The organism is Streptomyces sp. ADMS, assembly GCF_033441795.1.
Lineage (GTDB): Bacteria > Actinomycetota > Actinomycetes > Streptomycetales > Streptomycetaceae > Streptomyces.
On the sequence record NZ_JAVFVX010000032.1, the window covers coordinates 1 to 23,991 of the forward strand.

Consider the following 23,991-nt stretch of genomic DNA (forward strand, 5'->3'; position numbering starts at 1 on the left):
GCCCCGGGCCGACGCTTGCGTCGGCCCGGGGCGGCCACGGTCCCGTGCGGTCACGGACAGGACGGTAAAAACCTTAGACACGTGAACGACTTTCCCCGACAATACTTAGTCATGGGAAAGACTTACGAACGCATCGACGGCCGCCTGCGTACGTTCATCGAGGCGCAGCCCCTCTTCTTCACCGCGACGGCTCCGCTGTCCGGCGACGGCACGGTCAACCTCTCCCCCAAGGGCCTCAAGGGCTCCTTCGTGATCCTCGACGAGCTGACCGTGGCCTACCTCGACTTCGCGGGCAGCAACGCCGAGACGGTCGCCCATCTGCGCGAGAACGGCCGGATCACCCTCATGTGGTGCGCCTTCGACGGCCCGCCGAACATCGTCCGGGTGCACGGCCGCGGTGAGCCGGTCTTCCGTGACGACCCGCGCTTCCCCGGGCTCCTCGCCCGCTTCCCGGACATCGACGCCACCGCCCACGGCCTGCGCGCGGTCATCGTCGTACGGGCCGAACTCGTCCGGGACAGCTGCGGATACTCGGTGCCCCTCATGTCGTACGACGGCGACCGCGACCTGCACGGCAGGCGCTTCGCACGCGAGGACGACGCCTCGCTCAGCGCCTACTTCGAGAAGAAGGACCACATCGCGACAAGCCTGGACGGACTACCCGGGCTGCCGTTGCCGCTCCCGCCCAGTAGCGTCTGAGCCATGCGTCCCGGAGCCGCCGTCGTCCTCGCGTCCGCGTCCCTTCTCGTGCTCGCCCCCGGTGCTCCGCCCACGCCCGCGCCGCCGCTGCCCGCCCGGATGGCCGACACCGGCGGCGGCTCCCAGCTGATCACGGCTCAGGCGCCGCGCGCCCGGGCGACCTCGGGCACGGTCACCTGGTGGGATCTGCGCGACGGGCGGTGGACGAAGGCCGGTTCCGCGTCCGCCCGCTTCGGTGCGAACGGGCTCGTCGAGGGCGGCCTGCGCGGACAGGGCACGAACACCACTCCCACCGGGCTGTACGACCTCCCCTACGCCTTCGGCATCAAGGAGGCGCCGGCCGGCACCGAGGTCACGTACCGGCCCGTGCGGCAGAACTCCTGGTGGTGCCAGGACAACGACTCGCGCTCCTACAACCGCTGGACCGAACCCCGCCCCGCCGACTGCCGGGCAGGTGAGTCCGAGCACCTGATCTCGTACACCACGCAGTACGCGCACGCGTACGTCATCGGTTTCAACTACGCCGAGCCCGTACGGAAGCGCGGCGCGGGCATCTTCCTGCACGTCAACGGGCGTGGGGCAACGGCCGGTTGCGTGTCGGTCCCGGCGGAGGCGATGCGGGCGATCCTGGCGTGGGCCGATCCGGCCCGCCGCCCGCACATCGCGATCGGCACGGCGAGCGGGCCGACGGCCATCACCCGCTACTGAGCACCGCCGAGCGGGTGTTACCGGTCGTCACTCCCGGTCCTGTGGACTGAACAGGCCGCTGAACACTCAGCGGTCGTGGCACGTATGTGTGGGTCAAGGGGCCAAGCCTCTCGTCTCGACCCCGTCCCACGGAGGAACCGTGACCACCACGATCGCAGGCGGACGTGCCGCGCGGCGCCAGACGATGCGCCGCATCCGACCTCGCCGCTCCCCCGCCGTCCCGTTGCTGCTCGCCGTGGCGGCGGGCGCGGCCGGCGTGATCTGGCTGTGGTGGAGCAACACCCCGTCCCTGGCCGACACCACCGCCCAGGTCATCGCGGCGGGCCGGATCACCGGTCTGCTCGGCGGCTACCTGATGGCGCTGGTGGTGCTCCAGATGGCCCGGGTGCCCGCGCTGGAGCGCCGGGTCGGGTCGGACCGGGTGGCGCGCTGGCACGCGATGAGCGGCCGGTACACGCTCTGTCTGGTCGTGGCACACGTCGTGCTGATCATGTACGGATACGCCCTCCAGGCCGGGCTCACGTTCGCCGACATCGTCCAGCAGACGGTCGACTCGGTCAACCAGTTGCCCGACATGGGCAAGGCGGCGATCGGCACGGGCCTGCTGGTGTTCATCGGGCTCATCTCCATCGGCCCGGTCCGGCGCGTGATCCCGTACGACCTCTGGTACCACGTGCACCTGCTGACGTACGCGGCCACGTTCCTGACGTTCTGGCACCAGCTCTCCACGGGCAACGAATTCGTCGTGGAGCCGGCCGCGAAGACCGTCTGGTACGCGCTGTACGGCTCGGTGACCGCGCTGGTCCTCTGGTACCGCGTCTTCACACCGATCCGGCTGAACATGCGGCACCGGCTGCGCGTCGAGGCGGTCATCGAGGAGACCCCGGGCATCGTGTCCGTGCTGATGAGCGGCCGGAAGCTGCACCGGATGGGCGCGGAGGCGGGCCAGTTCTTCCGCTGGCGCTTCCTGGCCCCCGGTATGCGGTTCAGCTCGCACCCGTACTCGCTGTCGGCGGCCCCGCGCCCCAACATGCTGCGCATCACCGTGAAGGCGATCGGCGACCACAGCTCGGCCCTGCGCGACCTGGAGCCCGGCACCCGCGTGTGGGCCGAGGGCCCGTACGGCGCCCTGACCGCCGCCAAGCGCAGCCGCGGCAAGGTCCTGCTGGTGGCGGGCGGCGTCGGCATCACCCCGATGCGCGCCCTGTTCGAGACCCTGCCCGGCGCGGCGGGCGACCTGACCCTTCTCTACCGGGCCAACAGCACCCAGGACCTGGCCCTCTGGGACGAGCTGGCGGCCATCGCCAACGAGCGCGGCGCCCGCCTGATGTACGCGGTGAACAGCCCCGACGGAGAGCGCCCGGACATCTCGCCGGAGTCGCTGCGCCGGAAGCTGCCGGACATCGACGACCACGACGTCTTCCTGTGCGGGCCCCCCGGCTTCGCGCAGGGGGTGTACGAGGCATTGCGCGGCGCGGGTGTTCCGGCGCGCCGTATCCACCACGAGTCGTTCGAGATGTGAGCGACGGGAGTCAGGAGCGATGAAGAAGAGTCACCCCTTTCGGCGCGTCATGCTGGCGAGCGCCGCCACAGTCTCCGGAATCGTCCTGCTGCTGACGCTGAAGCCGACGTCGGACCCCGGGTCCGCGCAGGCGGCCGGCGCCCTGCCGCAGCAGACGGCGGCGGCCCAGGAAGCGGCCCAGGGCGGCGCGTCCGCCAAGGACGGCACCTTCACCGGCGACGCGGTCGACACGCAGTACGGTCCGGTCCAGGTCCGCATCACGGTCAGCGGCGGCAAGATCACCAAAGCGGAGGCCGTCCAAACCCCCAGCGGCGGCCAGAGCACCCAGATCTCCGGCAACGCCGTACCCAAGCTCAACCAGGCAGCCGTCGCCGCCGGCACCGCCGACATCGACGCCGTCTCCGGCGCCACCTACACCAGCGCGGGCTACAAGGAGTCCCTCCAGTCCGCCCTGGACAAGGTTCCCGCCGAGTCGGGCACGGGCACAGGGGCGGGTGCGGCGGACTCGGCAGCGGGTTCGGCGGACGCCTCGGCCGGCGCGGGGGCGGCGGACAGCGGGGCGGCGGAAGGCGGGGCGACCTCCGACGGGGGCGGCACGTTCACCGGGAGCGTCGTCCAGACGGAGTACGGCCCGGTGCAGGTCCGCATCAGGCTGACCGACGGCAGGATCACGTCGGCGTCCGCGGTCCAGGCGCCCAGCGGCGGCCGGAGCGACCAGATCTCCGGCGACGCGATCCCCAAGCTCAACCAGGAGGCGGTGACGGCGGGCGACGGTGACATCGACGCGGTGTCCGGCGCCAGCTACACGAGCGCGGGCTACAAGGAGTCCCTCCAGTCGGCCCTGGACCAGGCCGGTGGTTGATCCCGCCGAAGCTCCCGTCGCGGTGCGTCATGCTGAGGAGGTCATGGGGACCGTCTTCTCTTTTGACGTCCGCGGCGGGGACCCACGTGCGGTCGAGGCGGCGCTGGCATCAGCGGTCGCCGGACTGCACAGGGCCAACGAAGTGTTCAGCACCTACCGGGAGAACAGCCAGATCTCCCGCCTCGCCCGCGGTGAGATCACCGTCGCCGACTGCGACCCGGAGGTCGCCGAGGTACTCGGCCTGTGCGCCGAGGCGGAGCAGCTGAGCGAGGGGTGGTTCAGCCACACCTACCAGGGGCAGATCGATCCGACGGGCCTGGTCAAGGGCTGGGCGGTGGAGCGCGCGGCGAGAACACTGAGCGCGGCCGGCGTGAGCGGGGTCAGCGTGAACGGTGGCGGAGACGTGCAGCTGTGCGGTGCGCCCGGGCCGCAGCGCCCTTGGCGGGTGGGTGTCTCCGACCCCCTCCGCCCGGGCGGCCTGGCGGCCGTGGTCTCGGCGGCGGGCACCGACGAGTTGGCGGTGGCGACGTCCGGCACGGCGGAACGCGGCACCCACATCGTCGACCCCCGCACCGGCAGGTCTGCGGTGACGGACCTGGTCGCGGTGACGGTGGTGGCCCCGAAACTGATCTGGGCGGACGCGTGGGCGACGGCGGCGTTCGCGATGGGGTCGAGGCAGGCGCTGCGGTGGCTGGAGTCGCTGCCGGACGTAGAGGCACTACTGATCACGGCGGGCGACGAGGTGCGATGCACCGGGGGACTTGCGAGAAGGCTCGGCTGAGGTTTCGGGGGCGGGAACTGCGCGACAAGCCCTGACCGGCCCGCGCCCGACAGACAACCGTCAATGGTTCTTCTGAGCCAGCCCCAACAAATGATCAGCCAACGCCTGTCCCCCCACGGGATCCCGACTGATCAGCATCAGCGTGTCGTCCCCCGCGATGGTCCCCAGAATGTCGTGCAGTTCGGCCTGGTCAATGGCCGAGGCCAAGAACTGCGCGGCCCCCGGAGGGGTACGCAGGACCACGAGATTCGCGGAAGCCTCCGCGGAGATCAGCAACTCCGCGGACAGCCGCCGCATCCGCTCCTCCTTCGCCGACTCCCCCAACGGCGCCCGGGGCGTACGGAATCCGCCCTCGCTGGGCACCGCGTAGATGAGATCACCGTCGGTGTTGCGGATCTTCACCGCGTTCAGTTCGTCCAGGTCCCTGGACAGCGTCGCCTGCGTGACGGTCAGCCCGTCATCCGCGAGCAGCTTCGCCAACTGACTCTGCGACCGCACCGGTTGCCGGTTGAGGATGTCCACAATCCGGCGGTGGCGTGCGGTGCGGGTCTGCGGTACCGCAGGCCCCGCGTGATCGTGATCCTGCGCCTGCGTCATCGTCGTCGTCTCATTCCCCGGTCAGTCCTTCCCGTCAACCGCGTCGAGAACTCCGGGAAGTGCCTGGAGAAACGCGTCCACTTCGGCGTCACCGATGTTCAACGGCGGCATGAGCCGTACGACATCGGGAGCGGGCGCGTTCACCAGGAACCCGGCGTCCTGAGCCGCCTGCTGCACCTGGGGCGCGAGGGGCTCCTTGAGCACGATACCCAGGAGAAGTCCCGCGCCCCGGACGTGGTCGATCAGCGGGTGGCACGAACTGCCGTCGGTGCCCTCGATTCCCACGCGCAGCTTCTCGCTCTGCCGCTTGACGTTCTCCAGCAGCCCCTCGGCCTGGATGGTCTCCAGTACGGCCAGTCCGGCGGCGCAGGCGATCGGGTTGCCGCCGAACGTCGTGCCGTGCTGGCCGGGCCTGAGCAGGTCTGCGGCGCGGCCGAAGGCGACGGTCGCGCCGAGGGGCAGTCCGCCGCCGAGGCCCTTGGCAAGGGTGACGACGTCGGGCAGGACGCCCTCGTGGGCCTGGTACTCGAACCAGTGCCCGGTACGGCCGACGCCGGTCTGCACCTCGTCGAGGACGAGCAGGGCGCCGGTGGCGGCGGTGATGGCACGCGCGGCCTTCAGATAGCCGGCGGGCGGGACCACGACGCCGTTCTCCCCCTGGACCGGCTCGATGATGACGAGGGCGGTCTCGTCGGTGACGGCGGCGGCCAGCGCCTGCGCGTCGCCGTACGGGACGTACGTGACGTCACCGGGCAGCGGCACGAAGGGCTCCCGCTTCGCGGGCTGGCCGGTGAGCGCGAGGGCGCCCATGGTCCGCCCGTGGAAGCCGCCCTCGGTGGCGACCATGTGCCCCCGTCCGGTCAGCCGGCCGATCTTGAAGGCACCCTCGTTGGCCTCTGCGCCCGAGTTGCAGAAGAACACCTTGCCGTCCCGGCCGAAGCGCTGGAGCAGCTGTTCGGCGAGCGCGACGGGCGGTTCGGCGACGAAGAGGTTGGAGACATGGCCGAGCGACGCGATCTGGGTGGAGACCGCCTCGACGATCGCCGGGTGGGCGTGGCCGAGCGCGTTGACGGCGATGCCGCCCACGAAGTCGACGTACATCTTGCCGTCGGCGTCCCACACCGTGCTGCCCGCGCCGCGGACGAGGGGCAGCCGGGGGGTGCCGTAGTTGTTCATGAGCGCGCCCTGCCAGCGCTGCGTCAGCTCCTGGTTGGCGCTCAGGTCCTGGCCGGCGTTCATACGGCGTCCCCCTCTTCTTCCGCGTCGGCCACGACCATCGTGCCGATGCCCTCGTCCGTGAAGATCTCCAGCAGGATCGAGTGCTGGACCCGGCCGTCGATGACACGGGCGGTGGTGACGCCGTTGCGCACTGCGTGCAGGCAGCCCTCCATCTTCGGCACCATGCCGGAGCTCAACTCCGGGAGCAGCTTCTCCAGTTGGGAAGCGGTGAGGCGACTGATCACCTCGTCGGAGTTGGGCCAGTCCTCGTAGAGGCCCTCGACGTCCGTGAGGACCATGAGTGTTTCGGCGCCAAGAGCAGCAGCGAGTGCCGCAGCCGCCGTATCAGCATTGACGTTGTAGACATGTCCGTCGTCCTGGCTACGGGCGATCGACGAGACGACCGGGATACGGCCGTCGGCGAGCAGTGCCTCGATCGCGCCCGTGTCGATCGCGGTGATCTCGCCCACCCGCCCGATGTCGACCAACTCCCCGTCGATCTCGGGCTGGTGCTTGATGGCGGTGATGGTGTGCGCGTCCTCGCCGGTCAACCCGACGGCGAGCGGCCCGTGCTGGTTGAGCAGCCCGACCAGTTCCCGCTGGACCTGTCCGGCCAGCACCATGCGTACGACGTCCATTGCGTCCTCGGTGGTGACCCTGAGGCCTGCCTTGAACTCGCTGACGATGCCGTGTCTGTCGAGCGCGGCGCTGATCTGCGGCCCGCCGCCGTGCACGACGACGGGCTTGAGGCCGGCCTGACGAAGGAAGACGACGTCCTGGGCGAAGGCGTCCTTCAACTCCTCGTTCACCATGGCGTTTCCGCCGAACTTGATGACGACGACCTTGCCGTTGTGGCGGGTCAGCCAGGGGAGCGCTTCGATGAGGATCCTGGCCTTGGGCAGCGCGGTGTGCTTACGAGTCGAAGACTTTCGCTCTTCTGGGTGATTTACCGTCATAGCCGACTTTCGGAAAGATCTCGGATCAGCCGCCGGGCGGGCGGTGTTGGCCTGCGGAGGTGGCGTAAGACTCATCCCGGACTCGTCCGGGGCGAGCTGCTGCCGATGAACCAGGAACCCTCGTCGGCGACGACGAGGACCCGCGACAACCAAGCGGGCACGTCAAGACGAGTACGCGCTGTTCTCGTGGACATAGTCGGCCGTCAGGTCGTTGGTCCAGATGACCGCAGACTCATTGCCTGCCGCGAGGTCCGCCGTGATGTGGACCTCGCGGTAGCGCATGTCGACCTTGCCCCGGTCCTCGCCGACGCCGCCGTTCTTGCAGACCCAGACGCCGTTGATGGCTACGTTCAACCGGTCCGGCTCGAAGGCGGCCTGCGTTGTGCCAATGGCGGAGAGGACTCGGCCCCAGTTGGGGTCCTCGCCGTGGATGGCGCACTTGAGGAGGTTGTTGCGGGCGATGGAGCGGCCGACCTCGACAGCGTCGTCCTCGCTGGCCGCGTTCACCACCTCGACCTTGATGTCCTTGCTGGCGCCCTCGGCGTCCCGGATCAGCTGCTGCCCGAGGTCGTCACAGACTGCGCGTACGGCCTCCGCGAACTCGGCCTGGTCCGGAGTGACCTCTGAGGCACCGGAGGCGAGCAGCAGCACGGTGTCGTTGGTGGACATGCAGCCGTCGGAGTCGACGCGGTCGAAGGTGGTGCGGGTGGCGGCGCGGAGGGCCTTGTCGAGGTGCTCGCTGTCGACGTCCGCGTCCGTCGTGAGGACGACGAGCATGGTGGCGAGGCCCGGGGCGAGCATGCCCGCGCCCTTGGCCATGCCGCCCACGGTCCAGCCGTCCTTGCTGACGACGGCCGTCTTGTGGACGGAGTCGGTGGTCTTGATGGCGATGGCGGCCTTCTCGCCGCCGTGCGGGCCGAGTTGGGCGACGGCCTTGTCGACGCCCCGCAGCAGCTTGTCCATCGGCAGGAGCAGTCCGATGAGGCCCGTGGAGCAGACGGCGATCATGCCCGGGGCATGACCGCCCGTCTCGTCGAGCCCGGCGCTGTTGAGGGACTCGGCCACCTTCTCCGCGGTGGCGTGGGTGTCCTGGAAGCCCTTCGGACCCGTACAGGCGTTTGCCCCACCGGAGTTGAGGACGACGGCGGTCAACTCGCCGCCCCTCAGGACCTGTTCCGACCAGAGCACGGGTGCGGCCTTGACACGGTTGGAGGTGAAGACGCCTGCGGCGGCGAGGCGGGGTCCGTTGTTGACCACCAGGGCAAGGTCCGGGTTGCCGTTCTCCTTGATCCCGGCCGCGATACCCGCGGCCGTGAACCCCTTTGCTGCCGTGACACTCACTGCGTCTCCTTGTTCGCTCCGCCGCGGTAGCGGCTCATGTCACCGTCGCCCGTGCAGCGCAGAAGTGCGGGTTTCTCCCCCAGTGCCTCAAGAGCCCGGGAGGTGCCCCCGGTTGCCTGCGGTCCGGTGGCTGCACGTGCGTCGCTCACGGTGCGACTCCGATCGTGGAAAGCCCGGTGGTCTCGTCGAGCCCGAGGGCGATGTTCATGCTCTGGACGGCACCGCCCGCGGTGCCCTTGGTCAGGTTGTCGATGGCACTGATCGCGATGATGCGGCGCACGGACTCGTCGTACGCGACCTGTACCTGAACGGCGTTGGAACCGTAGACGGACGCCGTGGCCGGCCACTGCCCCTCCGGAAGGAGGTGCACGAACGGCTCGTCGGCGAACGCCTTCTCGTAGGCGGCGCGCACGGACTCGGCGGTGACGCCGGAACGGGCGGCGGCGGTGCAGGTGGCGAGGATGCCGCGGGACATGGGGGCGAGGGTGGGCGTGAAGGAGACGGCGACGGGCGAGCCCGCGGCGCCGCTGAGGTTCTGGACGATCTCGGGCGTGTGCCGGTGACCGCCGCCGACCCCGTACGGCGACATGGACCCCATGACCTCACTGCCCAGCAGGTGTGTCCTGGCCGCCTTGCCGGCGCCGGAGGTCCCGGAGGCGGCGACGATCACGGCCTCGGGCTCGGCGATCCCGGCGGCGTAGGCAGGGAAGAGGGCGAGCGAGACGGCGGTCGGATAGCAACCGGGCACCGCGACACGCTTGGACCCCTCCAGCGCGGCGCGGGCACCCGGCAGTTCGGGGAGGCCGTAGGGCCAGGTCCCGGCGTGCGCGGAACCGTAGAACTTCTCCCAGTCGGCCGCGTCGTGGAGCCGGAAGTCGGCGCCCATGTCGACGACGAGGACATCCGGCCCGAGCTGCTCGGCGACGGCGGCGGACTGTCCGTGCGGCAGCGCGAGGAAGACGACATCGTGCCCGGCGAGCACGTCGGGTGTGGTCTCCTGGAGCACACGGTCGGCCAGCGGCAGCAGATGCGGCTGCAGGGCGCCGAGCAGCTGTCCGGCGTTGGAGTTGCCGGTCAGGGCGCCGATCTCCACCTCGGGGTGGACGAGGAGCAGGCGCAGCAGTTCCCCGCCCGCGTACCCACTCGCTCCGGCCACCGCCACACGTACCGCCATGGAACCCTCCTCCTAGATGGCATGACTATACGTTTCGCTGCACGTTTATGCAATCTCATGGATCGATATGCGGAGCCCGGCGGACCGGTACGGGCAGCACGTCGAGCATGCCCATGGCACGATCATCGGTATGCGTGAGGACTGTCTCCAGTCCGGGTACGGGGGCCGCTTGGAGTGGGGGCCGACGGGTGCGCAACACCTCGCCCGCGAGGTGTCCTGCCTGGTCGTCGTCGATGTGCTGTCGTTCACGACGTCGGTCTCGGTCGCGGTCGAGGCCGGTGCCCGCGTCTTCCCCTATCCGTGGCACGACGGCACGGCCACGGCCTTCGCCGAGCAGAAGGACGCCGGCTGGCCGTCGGTCGGTGAGCCCCGGCCCACCCTGGTCGCTTTCCCCGGCGGCGCTGCGCCGGGCGCCCTTCGCCGCCCGGCTGGTGCTGCTGTCCCCCAACGGCTCGGCCATCTCGGCGGCGGCCGGCGACACGACCAGGGTAGTGGCCGCCTGCCTGCGCAACGCCACCACCGTGGGCGCATGGCTCGCCGAGCGGGGGTACGGAACCGCCGAGCGGCCGGTCTGCGTGATCGCCGCCGGTGAGCGCCGGCCCGACGGCAGCCTGCGGCCGGCCCTGGAGGACCTGCTGGGGGCGGGCGCCGTCGTCGCCTCGCTGGACATCCACGGCAGCGGTCGTACGGCTCTCTCCCGAGGCCGCCACGGTCTCCACCGCCTTCACCGCCTCCCCGGACGTCGCCGCCGACGTCTTCGCGAGCGCCTCGGGGCGGGAACTGATCGACGGCGGCTTCCCCGAGGACGTGGCGATCGCGACGGAGGTTGATGCGAGCGCGGTGGTGCCGGTCCTCGTGGACGGAGCGTTCGTCGCGGCGACCGTCTGATCGGCCGAACCGGGTACGGGCGACCCGGGTACCCTTCGGCACCCGAGCCGCCCGTCCGGTCAGCTGTTTCCCCCGTCGGCCCTCACCGTCACCCCTTCCTGATCCGCAGGAAGGTGACGGAGTTCGCCGGGAACGTGTACGTGAACCTGCTCGCGACGCTCTCGAAGGTCGACTTCACCGGCGCCACCGGCGTCGCCGTCTCGCTGTTCACCGCGTCCGGCGCGGCGGCCAGCGTCGTCACCGCGGCCTTGGACCTGACCTTCGCCCCGCCGAGGTCGATCGTCGTACGGGCCTGCGCCGCCTGGGCGTTGACGACCTTGACGATCAGGTCACCGGTCTTCGCGTCCCTGGTGACGATCTGACGGAACGGCTCGGCCGGCTTGTCGTCGGTGAAGCCGCCCCACTCCTGGCCGTCGAGGTAGAGGGTGACCTGACGGCCCCGTACCTTGACGTCGATGTCGTAGGCGCGGCCCGTGTCGATCGAGCCCGCCTTCGACACGAGCGTCGACTTGCCGCCGTCCGAGGCCTGCTCGACAGCGTTCAGGGTGTTGTTCCAGCCGCCCAGGTTCCACCAGTAGTAGTTGCCGGTGTCCTTGACGCCGAAGGCGACGAGGAAGCCCTCCTTGCCGGACTTCTTGGTGGCCTTCACATGCAGGTCGTAGTCGTGCCAGGCGGGGTCCCCCGCGGAGACCATGGTGTTCTCGGCGGCGACGTCCGTCTGGACGTACTGTCCGTCCTGGACCGTCCAGCTCCCGCCCCCGGTATGAGTCCACCGGGAGGCGTCACCCGAGAAGTCGTCGCTCAGCAGTGCCGTGCCGTCCGCGCCGGTGACCTTCACATCGTCGTACGCCGCCGTGGTCGCCCATGTCGACAGACCGACGGCTCCCGAGATCGGGCCGCTCACCGACGGCGTGCCGGTGGCGGTGGTGGGCACCACGCGGTCGCCGACGTTGGTCATGAACAGCTTCTGCACCTCGTACGAGGACGAACCCCAGGACGCGTGGTTGTTGAACCAGATCATGTCCGGGCGCCACTGCACGGCGTCCTCGTTGGCGAGCAGCGGGGCGTACGAGGCGAGCTTGACGACGTCCGCGTTGCGCTCCAGGCCCGTCATGAACGCGGCCTCGGAGAGGGCGTTCTTGAAGGTGTTGCCGCCGGAGGCGTACTCGCCGAGGAAGACCTTGGGGCCGTTCCTGTCGTACGAGTCGTAGCGGTCGTTGTTCTGGAGGAACCAGTTCGTGCTGTTGTAGTAGTGCTCGTCGACCATGTCGACGTTCGCGTCCCGGTTGAGCTGCCAGGCGGTGTCGAAGGTCGAACCGCTGTCGTCCGGGCCGGAGTTGGAGATGATCGTGATGTCCGGGTACTTGGCCTCGATGGCGGTCCGGAACTCCGTGAAACGGGCGAAGAACTCGTTCGGCAGGTTCTCCTCGTTGCCCACCTCGATGTGGGTGAGGCGGAAGGGCTTGGGGTGGCCCATCTGCGCCCGCTTGCGGCCCCACTCGCTCGTCACGGACCCGTTGGCGAACTCGATGAGGTCGAGGGTGTCCTGGATGTGCCGCTTGAGCAGCGCCTCGTCGACAACGGCCTGGTTCTGCCCGCAGCCGGTGACCAGGGCCGGGACGACGGGCAGCGGCATCGCGCCCACGTCCTCCGAGAACTGGAAGTACTCGTAGTAGCCGATCCCGTAACTCTGGTTGTAGCCCCAGAAGTTGGAGTTGGTCGCGCGCTGCTCGACCGGCCCGATGGTGTCCTTCCACTGGTACGAGCGCTTGCGCTCCCAGTTCGAGGCCTCGCTGTAGTCCTGCATGGACCCGGTGTTGACCAGGCAGCCGCCCGGGAATCGTACGAAACCGGGATCGAGCGCGGCGATCTTCTCGGCGAGGTCCTCGCGCAGCCCGTGACCCTTGTACGTGTCCCGGGGCAGCAGCGAAACCATGTCGAGGGCAACGGAGCTGTCCGTCGCGACCGTGAGCCGCCCGTCGGTGCTGGAGCGGGTCGCGGTGAACCGCGCCCGGTACTTGGCCCAGCCGTCCTGCACCGCGACCTGGCGGGCCTCGGCGAGGGTGCCCTCGGCGTCGGCGAGGGACACGGTGATCGCAGTGGCCTGGTCGGCGCGTGCCCAGACGGAGAAGTCGTACTTCCTGCCGCTCTCGACCCTGACCCCGGTGTTGTAGCCGGAGTTGGTGACGGACGAGCCGGCGCCCAGGGAGAGGTAGGTGCGGTTGCGGGCGTTCAGACGCCCGTCGTCGTTCAGGGCCGTCGCCGTACCGCTGACGGCCCAGGAGGTGAGGGGCGTGTACGAGCGGTTGTCGGCGGTGGAGTACTCAAAGGATCGGTTCTGCACGAGTTCGGCGTACAGACCGCCGTCGGCGGCGCGGTTGATGTCCTCGAAGAAGACGCCGTACATGGTGTCGTCGATCTCGGCACCCTTGGCGGCGGGGTCCACGGTGATGACGTAGTCGGTGATGTCCTCGGCGTTGGCCGGGGCGGGGACGACCGCCGAGACCACCAGGAGTGCGGTGGCCGTGAGACCTAGTCTCCAGCGGGTGCGTGTGCTTGTCATGGATACTCCGCGGCTCTGTCGATGCAGTTCGGTATACCGGACGACGATCAGCACTTCGAACGGCAAGATAGGTATGTGACCCAAGTGCGTCAATGGGGCGTGCGGCAGCTCGAATGTTTCGGAAGGGCGGCGGCATGGGCGAGTTCCGGCCAGTCGCCGCTGTACTGCTGTATCTGGCGGGGAGTTGGCGGGTGGAGCCAACGGTCCGGGATCTCGGGAGCACGGACGAGGGGTCCTTCACCGGCACCACTATGTTCAGCCCGTTGTACGGCGGAGGCTTGCTGCACCACGAGTCGGGCACGTTCGTGGTGCAGGGCGTCGCCCGCCCCGCCGAGCGGACACTCCGCTTCCTCCCTGACGCCACCCCCGGCACGGCGGACGTGCGTTTCGCGGACGGCCGCCCGTTCCACGATCTGGACCTGACGTCGGGCCGATGGGTCACCCGCCATCCCTGTGCGGCCGATCTCTACCGCGGCGAGTTCACGGTCCTGGACACGGACCGCCGGCGGACGGTGTGGCGAGTGGCGGGCCCGGCCAACAACCTCGTCCTCACCACGGACTACGCCCGCGACTGGCCGCGCACCGCCTGAGGGAACACGCCTTCGAAACGGAGGTTCCAGCGGCCCGCACGGCCCGTGACGACGGTCGTGGACAAGGGGCGGACGTCGAGGTTCCAGTAGGTCGAGGGCGGTGCCTTCAGAGTATGGACGAGGGCCGCGCGGATGACCGAGGGCTCGGCCACGGCGACGACCCGGCCGCCGTCGTCGACGGGCCGGGTGTCGAGCCAGCCGCCGACGCGCGAGATGAAGTCCAGCAGTGACTCGCCGCCATGAGGTGTGGCGCGCGGGTCGGCGAGCCAGGTGTCCACGGCCCCGGGGTCCCGGGCCATGGCCTCGCCGAGGGTGAGCCCGCGCCAGCGGCCCATGTCGCAGTCGCGCAGGGCCAGCTGGAGGAGCGGTCCGTAGCCGAGGGCGTCCCCGGTGGCACGGCTGCGCGCTGTCGGCGAGCAGTAGCGCAGCTCGGCCGCTGCCAGCGGCGCCAGATCGTGGGCGGCGCGCTGTACCTCGTCCCAGCCGGCCTGGTCCAGCGGCCGGTCGTCGTCGAAGCGCTCGGCGAGCTGCGGGGAGCTGCGCGCGGCGGCGACGAAGGTGACCCGAAGTTGCATGCGGCGATGGTGGGCCGGGAAAGTACGCAGGTCAAGGGGCGTTACTCAGTGGTTATCGAGGTACGCGCCGCTCCCTGCGCGATCGCCACAGAGGCTTTACGCCGACTCCACGAGGGCTTCACTCGAAGTGGGGCGCCATCCACTGGACGGGCTTGTCGAGCGGCCGGAAACCGGCCTCCTCGTAGACGCCGTGTGCGCACCGTGCGTGGCTGAGCGGAATGCGGCGCACCCCGGGCGCCGCGAGGAGAACACGCACCTCGCGCACCGTCGCCATACCGATGCACGCACCCCGCGCATCCGCCACCGTAGTTCCCGGGGAAGGCCGGTACGCCGTCGCTCCATGCCGGGAGGTTCCCCGTCCCCGCCCGCCCTGTCGAACGTCTTCGGCGGCTCGCCGCGCGTCGGGCACCTCGTCAGAGCACCTCGTCACAGGCCGTACGCAACCTCCGTACCCCCTCCCCGATCTCCCCCACCCCCGCGACGGCCGCGAAGCTCAACCGCACGTGCGCCGCTGGCGGTTCGGCGCTGAAGTAGGGACGGCCCGGGGTGATCGCGACGCCGGCACGCAGTGCGGCCGCGACGAGAGCCGCATCGTCCGGCCCGTCGGGGAGACGCAGCCAGAGGTGGTAACCGCCCGACGGGATGTGGGGCAGCGCCAGTTGGGGGAGAGAGACCAGCAGCGCGGACGTCATCGCGTCCCGACGGACCTTCAACTCCGTGGACACCGCGCGCAGATGGCGGGGCCAGGCCGGTGAGCCGACGAGTTCGAGGGCCGCCTCCTGCAGGGGTCGCGGGACGAAGAGGGTGTCGACGATCTGGATGGCGCGCAGCCGTTCCAGCACCGGGCCCCTGGCCGCGAGCGCGCTCACCCGGAAACTCGGCGAGGTCGCCTTGGTGAGCGACCCGACGTGGACGACCACACCGTCGGGGTCCTCCGCCGCGAGCGGACGCGGCAGCGGCGCCGCGTCCTCGTGCACCAGTCGCCGTACGAAGTCGTCCTCGATCACGAAGGCCCCGGCCTCGCGGGCGATCCGCAGCACCTCCGCGCGCCGTTCGGGCGCGAGCACGGCCCCGGTCGGGTTCTGGAACAGGGGCTGGCACACGAACACCCGGGCGCCGGTCGCCCGGAACGCGTCGGCCAGCAGCGGTGGGCGTACACCGTCCACGTCCACCGGGACCGGCACCGGGCGCAGGCCGGCCGCGCGGGCGATGGCCAGCATGCCGGGGTAGGTGGGCGACTCGACCAGTACCGGAGCTCCGGGCGGGGCGAGGGCCCGCAGGGCTGTCGTCAGAGCCGCCTGACCGCCCGCCGTGATCAGCACCTCGGCTGCCGTGACGGCACCGCCGATGCCCCGTGCGAACCACTCGCGCAGCTCCGGGAGCCCGTCCAGGGGCGGCCGTCCCCACGCCCCGGGACGGCGTCCGGCACGCGAGAGAGCCGCCGCCATGGCCCGCTCGGGCTGGAGGGAGGGGTGCAGATATCCGCCGTTGAACTCGATCACCCCGGGCGGCGGCGCGGCGAGCGAGACGACGACACCGGAGGCGTTCACCGTGCGCGGCACGAGGTCGGCGGCACCGTCCGCGCTCAGAGCGACCTCCTGCCAGGAGGTGTCCCCGGCGGGGGTGGCCGTGGGCCGGGGCTCGGCGCGGTACGCGCCGGCGCCCGGACGGGTCACGACCAGTCCCTCGGCGGCCAATTGCGCGAGCGCCCGGGAGACGGTCACCGGGCTCACCCGGAAGCGCTCCACCAGCACCCGGCTCGACGGCAGCTTTCCACCAGGAGAGTAGCGGTTCAACTCCTGCCGCAGTCGATTGGCCAGCTCGTCGACGCTGCTACGCTCTTGCATGAGAGCACATGATAGCGCTACCGCCTCAACTCGGATAGCGGTCAACGCCCCCGCTCCAGCGCGGACCCCCGGCGCGGGCCCCGTTCGCGAGAACTCCACGGCCCGTCGCACCGGCACCCTTCAGGCAGCCCTCGGCGTCATCGCCTTCTCACTCACCTTCCCGGCCACCGCCTGGGGCCTGGAGGGCTTCGGCCCCTGGTCTCTGGTGGCCGTAAGGACCGTCCTCGCGGCGGTCGTCGCGGGTGGCTGTCTGCTGGCGCTGCGTGTGCCACTGCCCGCCCGCCACCACTGGGCGGGGCTCGCGGTCGTCGCCGCGGGAGTCGTCCTCGGCTTTCCGCTTCTCACCACGCTCGCTCTCCGGACCTCGACCACCTCGCACGCCGCCGTGGTGGTCGGCCTGCTGCCTCTGACGACAGCCCTCTTCTCGGCGCTGCGCACGGGCTCCCGGCCCTCGCGCACCTACTGGGCGGCGGCCCTGGCGGGCGCGGCGGCCGTGCTCGCGTTCACCATCCAGCAGAGCGGCGGCGCCCTGACCAGCGCCGACGCCTACCTCTTCGGCGCCCTGGTGGTCTGCGCGGCCGGCTACACCGAGGGCGGCAGGCTGGCCCGGGTCATGCCGGGCCGGCAGGTCATCGGCTGGGCACTGGTGCTGTGTCTGCCGCTCACCGCGCCCGCCGCCGCGCTGGCACTGTCGTACGAGCCCGTGCGGTTCACCGCCCACAGCGTGATCGGGCTGTTGTGGGTGGCGGTGGGGTCGCAGTTCCTCGGCCTGGTCGTCTGGTACCGGGGCATGGCCGCGATCGGTGTTCCGAAGGCCAGCCAGTTGCAGTTGGCGCAGCCCCTGCTCACACTGGTGTGGTCGGTCCTGCTGCTGGGTGAGCAGTTGACGCCGGCCGCTCCCCTGACGGCGGCGGCCGTGCTCGTCTGTATCGCCGTCACCCAGCGGGCACGCGGCTGAGAGCCGAGAGGAGACCAGCAGATGCGCGCAACCGTGGGCGACCAGCTTGTCCAGCACGGCAGGGTGGTCGGCCAGCACGATCAGGTCACGGAAGTCGTCGAGGTCCTCGGCCAGGAGGGCACTCCCCCGTACCGCGTCCGATTCCCGGACGGGCACGAGGCAGTGATGTCACCCGGTCCCGACTGCGAGGTCCGCCACAAGGACAAGGACCACTAGCGGTTCTCGCGAGGCCCGGGTGCGGTCAGCCACGCGCCCCGGAGGGGCGCGGGGCTGTCTCGATCCGCGGCTCCGCCGCGCGGGAGCGACCAGCCACGACGGACCCGCAGCCCGGGTACCGCACTGCCCGCTGAGCGCTCAGCGCGGTGGCATCGCCGGCTGCTGGTAGTGGTCGGCGACCACCCGCTCCATGGCCCCGATCCTGTCGGTGCCCACTTCCTTGGCGGAGAAGAAGACGTGCCCGCGCGCCTCGGGGTGGTCACGGGCGAGCGTCAGGTGCCGGGACAGCTCGGCCGGGTCCTGCCAGGCCGCGGGCTGCGCCGGGTCGCCGGCCTTGTACAGCGCCTCACCGACGTACAGCTTCGTCCCCGTGCCCCTGGCGGCCTCCGCCCACCACGGCAGCAGCTTGGCGTAGTCGGCCGCGGCGAAGCCGATATTCCAGTAGATCTGTGGGCAGATGTAGTCGATCCAGTTCCGCCGCACCCATTTCCTGGTGTCCGCGTACAGGTCGTCGTAGGTCTGCACACCCGCCCGGGTGTCCGAGCCGAGCGGGTCGGTCGCCACGTTGCGCCACACGCCGAAGGGGCTGATCCCGAAGTCGGCATCGGGACGTACGGCCTTGATGCGGGCGGCCGTCTCCAGTACCAGTTTGTCGATGTTGTCGCGCCGCCAGGAGGCCCGGTCGGGGAAGGTGCCGCCGTACTTCGCGTACTGGGCGTCGTCGGCGAAGGTCTGGCCGGCGACCGGGTACGGGTAGAAGTAGTCGTCCCAGTGGACACCGTCGACCTCGTACTTCGCCACCGCGTCGAGCATCGCGTCCTGGACGAAGCGACGGACCTCGGGCAGACCCGGGTTGTAGTACAGCTTCCCGCCGTACGGAACCACCCAGTCGGGGTGCCTGCGGGCCGGGTGGGAGGCGACGAGCCTGGTGGGGTCGGTGTGGTTGGCGACGCGGTACGGGTTGAACCAGGCGTGCAGTTCGAGGCCGCGTGCGTGCGCCTCCTCGACCGCCGTGCCCAGCGGGTCCCAGCCGGGGTCCTTGCCCTGGGTTCCGGTGAGGACCTGCGTCCAGGGCTCGTAGGGCGAAGGCCACAGGGCGTCGGCGGTCGGTCGGACCTGGAAGAACACCGCGTTGAGTCGCCGGTTCACCGCCGTGTCGAGATGGGCGATCAGTTCGGCGCGCTGCTGGCCGGCGGTCAGCCCCTGCTTCGACGGCCAGTCCCGGTTGGCGACCGTCGCCAGCCACATCCCCCGCAACTCGCGCGTCGCCCTCCTACGGCCGCCGTTCGCCCCGCTCGGCTCCGCACCGGCCAGCGCGGCCCCCGCCACCGCCCCGCCCGCCACGAGCGTCGACAGGGCGGTCGCCGCGAACGCCCGCCGTGACATGCGCGCGTGCCGCGCCTTCCCGCTCATTTCCGTACCTCCGGTATGCGTCGTGTAGGACAAGTCACAGACCGTCCTCACCCGTCCCGGGCCACACTCCCATGTGAGGCCCGGAAGATTGAGCAATGGCCGCCGAAGGTAACGTGCAGGTTTGGCGCAGGCTCCGGACAGACGGAAGACACCGGACAACCGCGGGCCCGCAGGCCGGACGGCCAGCGAAGATGATCAGTGAAAGAGGACGATGTGACCGACATCGAACGCGTCGGAGTCGTGGGCTGCGGCCAGATGGGAGCAGGCATCGCCGAGGTGTGCGCCCGCTCCGGGCTGGACGTGAAGGTCGCCGAGACCACCGGCGAGGCCCTGGAGTTCGGCCGCACCCGGCTGTTCAACTCCCTCTCCAAGGCGGCCGAGCGCGGCAAGATCTCCGAGGAGGAGCGGGACGCGACGATGGCGCGGCTCAGCTTCACCACCGACCTCGGCGAGTTCGCCGACCGCGACCTGGTGGTCGAGGCCGTCGTCGAGAACGAGCAGGTGAAGACCGAGATCTTCCAGGTGCTCGACCAGGTGGTGACCCGCCCGGACGCGATCCTCGCCTCCAACACCTCCTCTATCCCTCTGGTGAAGCTGGCCGTCGCCACCTCCCGGCCCGACCAGGTCGTCGGCATCCACTTCTTCAACCCGGCCCCGGTGCAGAAGCTCGTCGAGCTGATCCCGGCGCTCACCACCTCCGAGGGCACCCTGGGCCGCGCCCAGCTGTTCGCCGAGAAGGCCCTCGGCAAGCACGCGATCCGCGCCCAGGACCGCTCGGGCTTCGTGGTGAACGCCCTGCTGATCCCGTACCTGCTCTCCGCGATCCGGATGTTCGAGTCGGGCATGGCCAGCCGTGAGGACATCGACAACGGCATGGAGATGGGCTGCGCCCACCCGATGGGCCCGCTGAAGCTGTCCGACCTGATCGGCCTGGACACGGTCGCCTCGGTCGCCTTCTCGATGTACGAGGAGTACAAGGAGCCGCTGTACGCCGCTCCCCCGCTGCTCCAGCGCATGGTCGACGCGGGCCGGCTGGGCCGGAAGTCGGGTTCGGGTTTCTACACCTACGGCTAGAAATCACCCAGCGTAACACCGGGGCGTACGCGGGCCCGGCACTCTTCGGAGTGCCGGGCCCGCGGCATTCACACACCGTGTGCACGCCGGACACGCATATGCCGGGCGCACACTCTCCCCACACGCCCACCAGGCGGGTTGACTCATCATGCGCATGCAAGGGATGTGACGACTACGGAAAGGAGCGGAACGTGACCGCCGACCCCGAACATCCCGTGGCCCATGGAGAACTCGCAGAGTTACGCCGCCGCCTCGATGTCGCGTACGCGCGTGTCGAGGGAGGTCTGGCCCTGCTCAGTCATCGCACGAAGGAGACGGACAAGGAACTCGACGACCTGAGCACACGCGTCGTCCACCTGGAACACGGCCGATGGCCCCTGCCCGCCGTCGCGGCCCTCACCGCCCTCGGGGCGCTGGCCGTGACGGTCTGGTACGCCATCGGACGCTGAGCGCGCCCTAGGTGTCCTGGCCGAGTCTGAGATGGTGCAACAACAGTAGTGCGGCCGCCATGTTGGCGGCCGGGACCTCCCCGCGGACGACCATGTCGGGGACGAGCTTGAGGGGGATCCACTCCCGGCGGTCCGACTCGAAGTCGTCCACGGGGTGTCCGATGTACTCACCCTCCTCCGCCCAGTAGATGTGGTGCCGGGCGTCGGTGAGTCCGTTGGACGGCTCGACGCTCATGAGATGCCGCAGGGGTCCCGGTCGCCAGCCCGTCTCCTCCTCCAGTTCCCTTGCGGCAGCGAAGGCGATGTCCTCACCGTCCTCCACGACCCCTGCCGCGAGTTCCCACCCCCAGCTGTCGGTGATGAAGCGGTGCCGCCACAGCAGGAGTACCTCGTTGGCCTCGTTCACCACGGTGGCCACGGCCACGGGCCTCAGCCGTATCAGGAAGTGGTCGAGATGCCGCCCGTCCGGCAGCTCGACATCCGCGAGATTGACCCTGAACCAGCGATTTGCGTACACGGTATGTTCGTTCTGTTTCGTCCACTGCACGGTTCTGCCACCTTCCGCCGAGTAGATGGCAATATGGCAGCAGGAGTGTTCTGACAGCAGGCACACAGAACGCGACTCACCACGTGAGTACCCGAGAAGCCGCCCGCCAAAGACGTCCCGCGGAAGGGTGTCTAGAGCGGTACGCGCAGTGCCCCGTCGATCAGTTCGGCCGCCTCGGCCGTGCCCGCGCAGCCGTTGCGCACCAGGTGTTCGCGTACGGCACGCAGTCTGTCACGCAGCCGCTGGGACTCCATTCCGCGCGCCTGCTCGGCCATCTGCACCGCGGTGGCCACCGCCTTGTCGGCGTTGCCCCGGCGCAGTTCGATCTGACTGAGCATCGCGAGCCGGTGCACCCTGCCCCGGTCGTGCGCCGGATTGTCCACCGCCGCCACCGCGTGCTCCCCCGCCGCCGCCAGATCACCAAGGCTCAGCAGCGCCTCCGCCACCTGGACGTTGACCAACCCCGGCTGGACATAGCCGGTTTCGTCGGGTTCGTAACCGCGACGGATGCGATCGGCGGCCTGTTCGGCCAGCCGGATGCAGGACAGGGCGCTGCTGCCGTCACCCAGGTGCGCGTACGCCTTGGCCTGCATCGCGTAGAGGTCGGAGGCGAGCGCCGGCGTGATGTGCCTGCCCGCGGCGCGCAGCGCGGCCTCCGCGAAGGCGACGGCCTGACGGTACTCCCGCATGAACAGCGCCTGGTTGACGAGCAGCCCGATGACATACGCCCCGAGCCCCCGGTCCCCGCTTGCCTTTGCCAGCCGCAGCGCCTGATGGAAATAGCGCTGGGCGAGGCCATGGGCATCCGAGTCGTACGCGCAGATGCCGGCGATCGCCACCAACCCGCCTGTGGCCCGGTGCAGTTGGCGGCCGGTGGCATCGGTGTAGCTGCCGCGCAGCAGGGGCGCGGTCTCGGCGTTCAGGAAGCCGACGATCCTGGTACGGATCGCGACGCCGCCGGCCTTGCGGTACATCTGCTCGTAGTGGGCACGGGCCGAGCGGAGCATCCCGATGTCGGCCATGCTGACCCGGTGCCGGCCGCCGCGCGAGACGTCGACGTCCTCGGGCGGGTTCTCCCACTCCCACACCGGCATCACGGCGGGCGTGCCGGTGACTGCGGGGGCGCCGAGGATGTGCGGGCGCTGCTGTTCGTCGGAGCGCCACAGTGCGGTCGCCCGCTCGACGAAGCCGGACAGTGAGATACCGGCCGAGCCGGGCGGACCGGCGCTGTCACCCGCCACTCCGAGGCCGATGTCGTCCAGTGTGACCGGGCGGTGCAGCCGGGCGGCGAGCACCTCGCAGATCAGGTCGGGCACCTGGCCCCGCGGGCGCTGGCCTTTCAACCACCGTGCCACGGCGGTGTGTTCGTACCTCAGGGCGAGGCCACGCGCCCGGCCCGCCTGATTGACATGGGCGGCGAGTCCCGCATGGGATACGCCCGCCTCGTCGAGGATCGCGTCGAGCAGGGTGTTGGGCTGCATGGATGCCCTCCGGTGGCCGGTGCCGACGTGCGCCTGCCGTGTCCGTCAGCGTAGTGTGTCCGCCTTCACACGGGGTGTGATCGGAGTGCGCCAATCCGTAGCGTGCGCACGCTGTTGCGGAGAGTGCCCGTCCGGTTGACTGAAATGCCTCGCAAGAGGCCGCCGGGCCGCCGGCTCCCCCTCGTACAGTGCGCGGCGGCTCGGCCCGCCGAGCGGGGGTGACTTCGGTCGCGGGTTGCCTGTGCACAGTTCGTGGCTTGTCGCGCCCAGGCGGCGGAGCCGCAAGTCGATACAGCCCGCGCCCCTGAAAGACTGCGGCTCACGTGACTTGATGGGCCACCGGGGGTTCCTGTTGCTGTGGGATGTGGTGGCGGTCGTTCCGCAGTACCAGCAGGGCTACGTCGTCCGTCGGAGAGCCGCCCGCATGTCGCGACAAACGGGAGAGGACCGCCCCTAGCACCGCCTGCGGCGAAACCGGTTGGGTACGGACGGCGTCCGCCAGCACAGTCGGCAGGGAAAAGAACCGGCCATGAGCGTCCCGGGCGTCCTCGACGCCGTCCGTGTGGAGCAACAGGGACTCGCCGGGGAGCAGTTGGCCGCAGTGTTCGGCGGACAGCTCGGCCGGCAAGGGGAACGGACCCAGTGGAGGCAGGGGTTCACCGGCAGTCAGTACCTCGACGCGGCCGCCGCTGAGCAGATACGGCGACGGATGCCCGCAGTTGAAGGCCCTCATCTCTCCGTCCCCGCGGATCTCCAGGAGCAGTACGGTGACGAACTCCTCGGCGACCGGGCTGTCGGGGTCCAGCACGGCCGAGAGCCCAGCCGAGGGGTGTCCGGCCCGTGCCCGCTCGCCCAGATGGCGGCCCAGGGCCCGCTCCAACCGCCGCAGCACGCTGCCGAGTTCGGCCTCGTCGTGCACGGCCTCGCGGAAGCTGCCGAGAACGGCGGCGACGGTCCCGAGGGCTGCGATGCCGTGCCCACGCACATCGCCCATCACGACCCGTACGCCGTGCTCGGTCGCGATGACCTCGTACAGATCCCCGCCGACCGTGGCACCCCGGTCGGCGGACAGTTGGGCGGCGGCGACCCGAAGACCGTCGATGCGCTGCGGCAGCGGCCGGAGCAGCACACTCTGCGCGGCCCAGGCGACCTCCCGGGCGACCCGCAGCTCGCGTTGGAGTGCCCGGCGGACGTGGAGCATGAGCCCGGTCCCGACGGCGAAGAAGACGGCGCTGGTGACGATCCGCGCCCCCAGCCCGTTCTGCTGAGCGAGTGGACAGACCAGCTTGTACGTGATCGCCGTGGCACCCCACGCCGTGGGCAGCGCGAGCGACAGCACCCGGCGCAGAGGCTGCCGCCCAGCCAACCGACGCCGACGTCTGTACCCCGACCCGCACCGCCGCCGCACGAGCGCGGCCCGCCCACAGGAAACCCCAGCCTTGATACGGATCATGCCGATAGCCCCCCGGTCAGGCCCTGACAGCGTAGATCGGACCGGCCCCGAAAGGCCGGTCCGATTCTGTCGACCACAT

The 23,991-nt window shown here is 70.3% G+C and carries 26 protein-coding genes; 12 read left to right on the forward strand and 14 right to left on the reverse strand.

Going from position 1 to position 23,991, the window contains the following annotated elements:
- Positions 1-111: 111 nt before the first annotated feature.
- The 5 genes from RB628_RS16270 (at position 112) to RB628_RS16290 (ending at position 4,572) form a co-directional block, all read left to right on the forward strand.
- Positions 112-699 carry a pyridoxamine 5'-phosphate oxidase family protein gene (locus RB628_RS16270; RefSeq protein ID WP_318321147.1) on the forward strand — a complete coding sequence of 196 codons (588 nt, stop codon included), beginning with the start codon at positions 112-114 and terminating at the stop codon, positions 697-699.
- Between the two features lie 3 nt (positions 700-702).
- Positions 703-1,407 (forward strand): L,D-transpeptidase family protein, encoded by a 705-nt coding sequence (locus RB628_RS16275; RefSeq protein WP_318321148.1) that lies wholly within the window; start codon positions 703-705, stop codon positions 1,405-1,407.
- 139 nt (positions 1,408-1,546) lie between these two features.
- A complete protein-coding gene (locus RB628_RS16280; RefSeq protein WP_318321149.1) occupies positions 1,547-2,929 on the forward strand; it encodes a ferredoxin reductase family protein in 1,383 nt (460 codons plus the stop codon).
- Positions 2,930-2,948: 19 nt separating this feature from the next.
- Complete coding sequence (locus tag RB628_RS16285) at positions 2,949-3,791, forward strand: FMN-binding protein (RefSeq protein ID WP_318321150.1); 843 nt, start codon at positions 2,949-2,951, stop codon at positions 3,789-3,791.
- 43 nt (positions 3,792-3,834) lie between these two features.
- A complete protein-coding gene (locus tag RB628_RS16290) occupies positions 3,835-4,572 on the forward strand; it encodes an FAD:protein FMN transferase (protein WP_318321151.1) in 738 nt (245 codons plus the stop codon).
- 60 nt (positions 4,573-4,632) lie between these two features.
- Here RB628_RS16290 and RB628_RS16295 read toward each other — a convergent pair whose 3' ends face one another.
- The 6 genes from RB628_RS16295 to argC all read right to left on the reverse strand — a co-directional run bounded on the left by RB628_RS16295 (position 4,633) and on the right by argC (position 9,858).
- Positions 4,633-5,169 carry an arginine repressor gene (locus RB628_RS16295; RefSeq protein ID WP_318321152.1) on the reverse strand — a complete coding sequence of 179 codons (537 nt, stop codon included), beginning with the start codon at positions 5,167-5,169 and terminating at the stop codon, positions 4,633-4,635.
- Positions 5,170-5,190: 21 nt separating this feature from the next.
- Positions 5,191-6,408: an acetylornithine transaminase gene (locus tag RB628_RS16300; RefSeq protein WP_318321153.1), complete on the reverse strand. Its 1,218-nt coding sequence runs from the start codon at positions 6,406-6,408 to the stop codon at positions 5,191-5,193.
- On the reverse strand, positions 6,405-7,343 hold the full coding sequence (argB, locus tag RB628_RS16305) for an acetylglutamate kinase (RefSeq protein ID WP_318321154.1): 939 nt from the start codon (positions 7,341-7,343) through the stop codon (positions 6,405-6,407). Before argB ends, RB628_RS16300 begins: the two co-directional genes overlap by 4 nt.
- Positions 7,344-7,505: 162 nt before the next feature.
- Positions 7,506-8,684 carry a bifunctional glutamate N-acetyltransferase/amino-acid acetyltransferase ArgJ gene (gene argJ, locus RB628_RS16310; protein ID WP_318321155.1) on the reverse strand — a complete coding sequence of 393 codons (1,179 nt, stop codon included), beginning with the start codon at positions 8,682-8,684 and terminating at the stop codon, positions 7,506-7,508.
- Positions 8,681-8,833 carry a hypothetical protein gene (locus RB628_RS16315; RefSeq protein WP_318321156.1) on the reverse strand — a complete coding sequence of 51 codons (153 nt, stop codon included), beginning with the start codon at positions 8,831-8,833 and terminating at the stop codon, positions 8,681-8,683. The genes argJ and RB628_RS16315 overlap by 4 nt, the downstream gene beginning before the upstream one ends.
- The gene (argC, locus tag RB628_RS16320; RefSeq protein ID WP_318321157.1) at positions 8,830-9,858 is read right to left on the reverse strand and encodes an N-acetyl-gamma-glutamyl-phosphate reductase; all 1,029 of its coding nucleotides are present in this window, start codon (positions 9,856-9,858) and stop codon (positions 8,830-8,832) included. Before argC ends, RB628_RS16315 begins: the two co-directional genes overlap by 4 nt.
- A 67-nt stretch (positions 9,859-9,925) precedes the next feature.
- On the opposite strand from argC, the gene RB628_RS42625 reads away from it, so the two are divergent.
- Positions 9,926-10,450, forward strand: coding sequence for a hypothetical protein (locus tag RB628_RS42625; RefSeq protein WP_412180667.1), 525 nt, complete (start codon positions 9,926-9,928; stop codon positions 10,448-10,450).
- A complete protein-coding gene (locus tag RB628_RS42630; RefSeq protein ID WP_412180668.1) occupies positions 10,447-10,746 on the forward strand; it encodes a hypothetical protein in 300 nt (99 codons plus the stop codon). The genes RB628_RS42625 and RB628_RS42630 overlap by 4 nt, the downstream gene beginning before the upstream one ends.
- Before the next feature lie 88 nt (positions 10,747-10,834).
- On the opposite strand, the gene RB628_RS16330 is transcribed toward RB628_RS42630, so the two are convergent.
- Positions 10,835-13,309 carry an alpha-L-arabinofuranosidase C-terminal domain-containing protein gene (locus RB628_RS16330; RefSeq protein ID WP_318321159.1) on the reverse strand — a complete coding sequence of 825 codons (2,475 nt, stop codon included), beginning with the start codon at positions 13,307-13,309 and terminating at the stop codon, positions 10,835-10,837.
- 134 nt (positions 13,310-13,443) lie between these two features.
- On the opposite strand from RB628_RS16330, the gene RB628_RS16335 reads away from it, so the two are divergent.
- Entirely contained in the window at positions 13,444-13,899 is a 456-nt protein-coding gene (locus RB628_RS16335; RefSeq protein ID WP_318321160.1) for a DUF6314 family protein, read from the forward strand.
- On the opposite strand, the gene RB628_RS16340 is transcribed toward RB628_RS16335, so the two are convergent.
- The 3 genes from RB628_RS16340 to RB628_RS16350 form a co-directional block, all read right to left on the reverse strand.
- Positions 13,869-14,474 (reverse strand): histidine phosphatase family protein, encoded by a 606-nt coding sequence (locus RB628_RS16340; protein WP_318321161.1) that lies wholly within the window; start codon positions 14,472-14,474, stop codon positions 13,869-13,871. The genes RB628_RS16335 and RB628_RS16340 overlap by 31 nt on opposite strands.
- Before the next feature lie 118 nt (positions 14,475-14,592).
- Positions 14,593-14,748, reverse strand: a complete 156-nt coding sequence (locus tag RB628_RS16345) for a hypothetical protein (protein ID WP_318321162.1) — start codon at positions 14,746-14,748, stop codon at positions 14,593-14,595.
- 139 nt (positions 14,749-14,887) lie between these two features.
- On the reverse strand, positions 14,888-16,321 hold the full coding sequence (locus RB628_RS16350) for a PLP-dependent aminotransferase family protein (RefSeq protein ID WP_318321163.1): 1,434 nt from the start codon (positions 16,319-16,321) through the stop codon (positions 14,888-14,890).
- Between RB628_RS16350 and RB628_RS16355 the strand changes: the two genes are divergently transcribed.
- Together RB628_RS16355 and RB628_RS16360 are read left to right on the forward strand one after the other, a co-directional pair.
- Complete coding sequence (locus RB628_RS16355; RefSeq protein ID WP_318321164.1) at positions 16,320-17,279, forward strand: DMT family transporter; 960 nt, start codon at positions 16,320-16,322, stop codon at positions 17,277-17,279. The two genes, RB628_RS16350 and RB628_RS16355, sit on opposite strands and share 2 nt — an antisense overlap.
- A gap of 21 nt (positions 17,280-17,300) precedes the next feature.
- A complete protein-coding gene (locus RB628_RS16360) occupies positions 17,301-17,495 on the forward strand; it encodes a DUF1918 domain-containing protein (RefSeq protein ID WP_318321165.1) in 195 nt (64 codons plus the stop codon).
- Positions 17,496-17,633: 138 nt separating this feature from the next.
- Here the strand turns inward: RB628_RS16360 and RB628_RS16365 are convergent, their stop codons facing one another.
- On the reverse strand, positions 17,634-18,881 hold the full coding sequence (locus RB628_RS16365) for a glycoside hydrolase family 10 protein (protein WP_318321206.1): 1,248 nt from the start codon (positions 18,879-18,881) through the stop codon (positions 17,634-17,636).
- 240 nt (positions 18,882-19,121) lie between these two features.
- On the opposite strand from RB628_RS16365, the gene RB628_RS16370 reads away from it, so the two are divergent.
- Entirely contained in the window at positions 19,122-19,982 is an 861-nt protein-coding gene (locus RB628_RS16370; protein ID WP_318321166.1) for a 3-hydroxybutyryl-CoA dehydrogenase, read from the forward strand.
- Between the two features lie 191 nt (positions 19,983-20,173).
- Positions 20,174-20,431 carry a hypothetical protein gene (locus tag RB628_RS16375; protein WP_318321167.1) on the forward strand — a complete coding sequence of 86 codons (258 nt, stop codon included), beginning with the start codon at positions 20,174-20,176 and terminating at the stop codon, positions 20,429-20,431.
- 7 nt (positions 20,432-20,438) lie between these two features.
- Here the strand turns inward: RB628_RS16375 and RB628_RS16380 are convergent, their stop codons facing one another.
- From RB628_RS16380 to RB628_RS16390, 3 genes are all read right to left on the reverse strand, one after another.
- Positions 20,439-20,978 (reverse strand): NUDIX hydrolase, encoded by a 540-nt coding sequence (locus RB628_RS16380; RefSeq protein WP_318321168.1) that lies wholly within the window; start codon positions 20,976-20,978, stop codon positions 20,439-20,441.
- Positions 20,979-21,109: 131 nt separating this feature from the next.
- Positions 21,110-22,459 (reverse strand): transcriptional regulator, encoded by a 1,350-nt coding sequence (locus RB628_RS16385; protein WP_318321169.1) that lies wholly within the window; start codon positions 22,457-22,459, stop codon positions 21,110-21,112.
- Positions 22,460-22,778: 319 nt separating this feature from the next.
- The gene (locus RB628_RS16390; protein ID WP_412180669.1) at positions 22,779-23,912 is read right to left on the reverse strand and encodes a PP2C family protein-serine/threonine phosphatase; all 1,134 of its coding nucleotides are present in this window, start codon (positions 23,910-23,912) and stop codon (positions 22,779-22,781) included.
- Positions 23,913-23,991 lie beyond the last annotated feature (79 nt).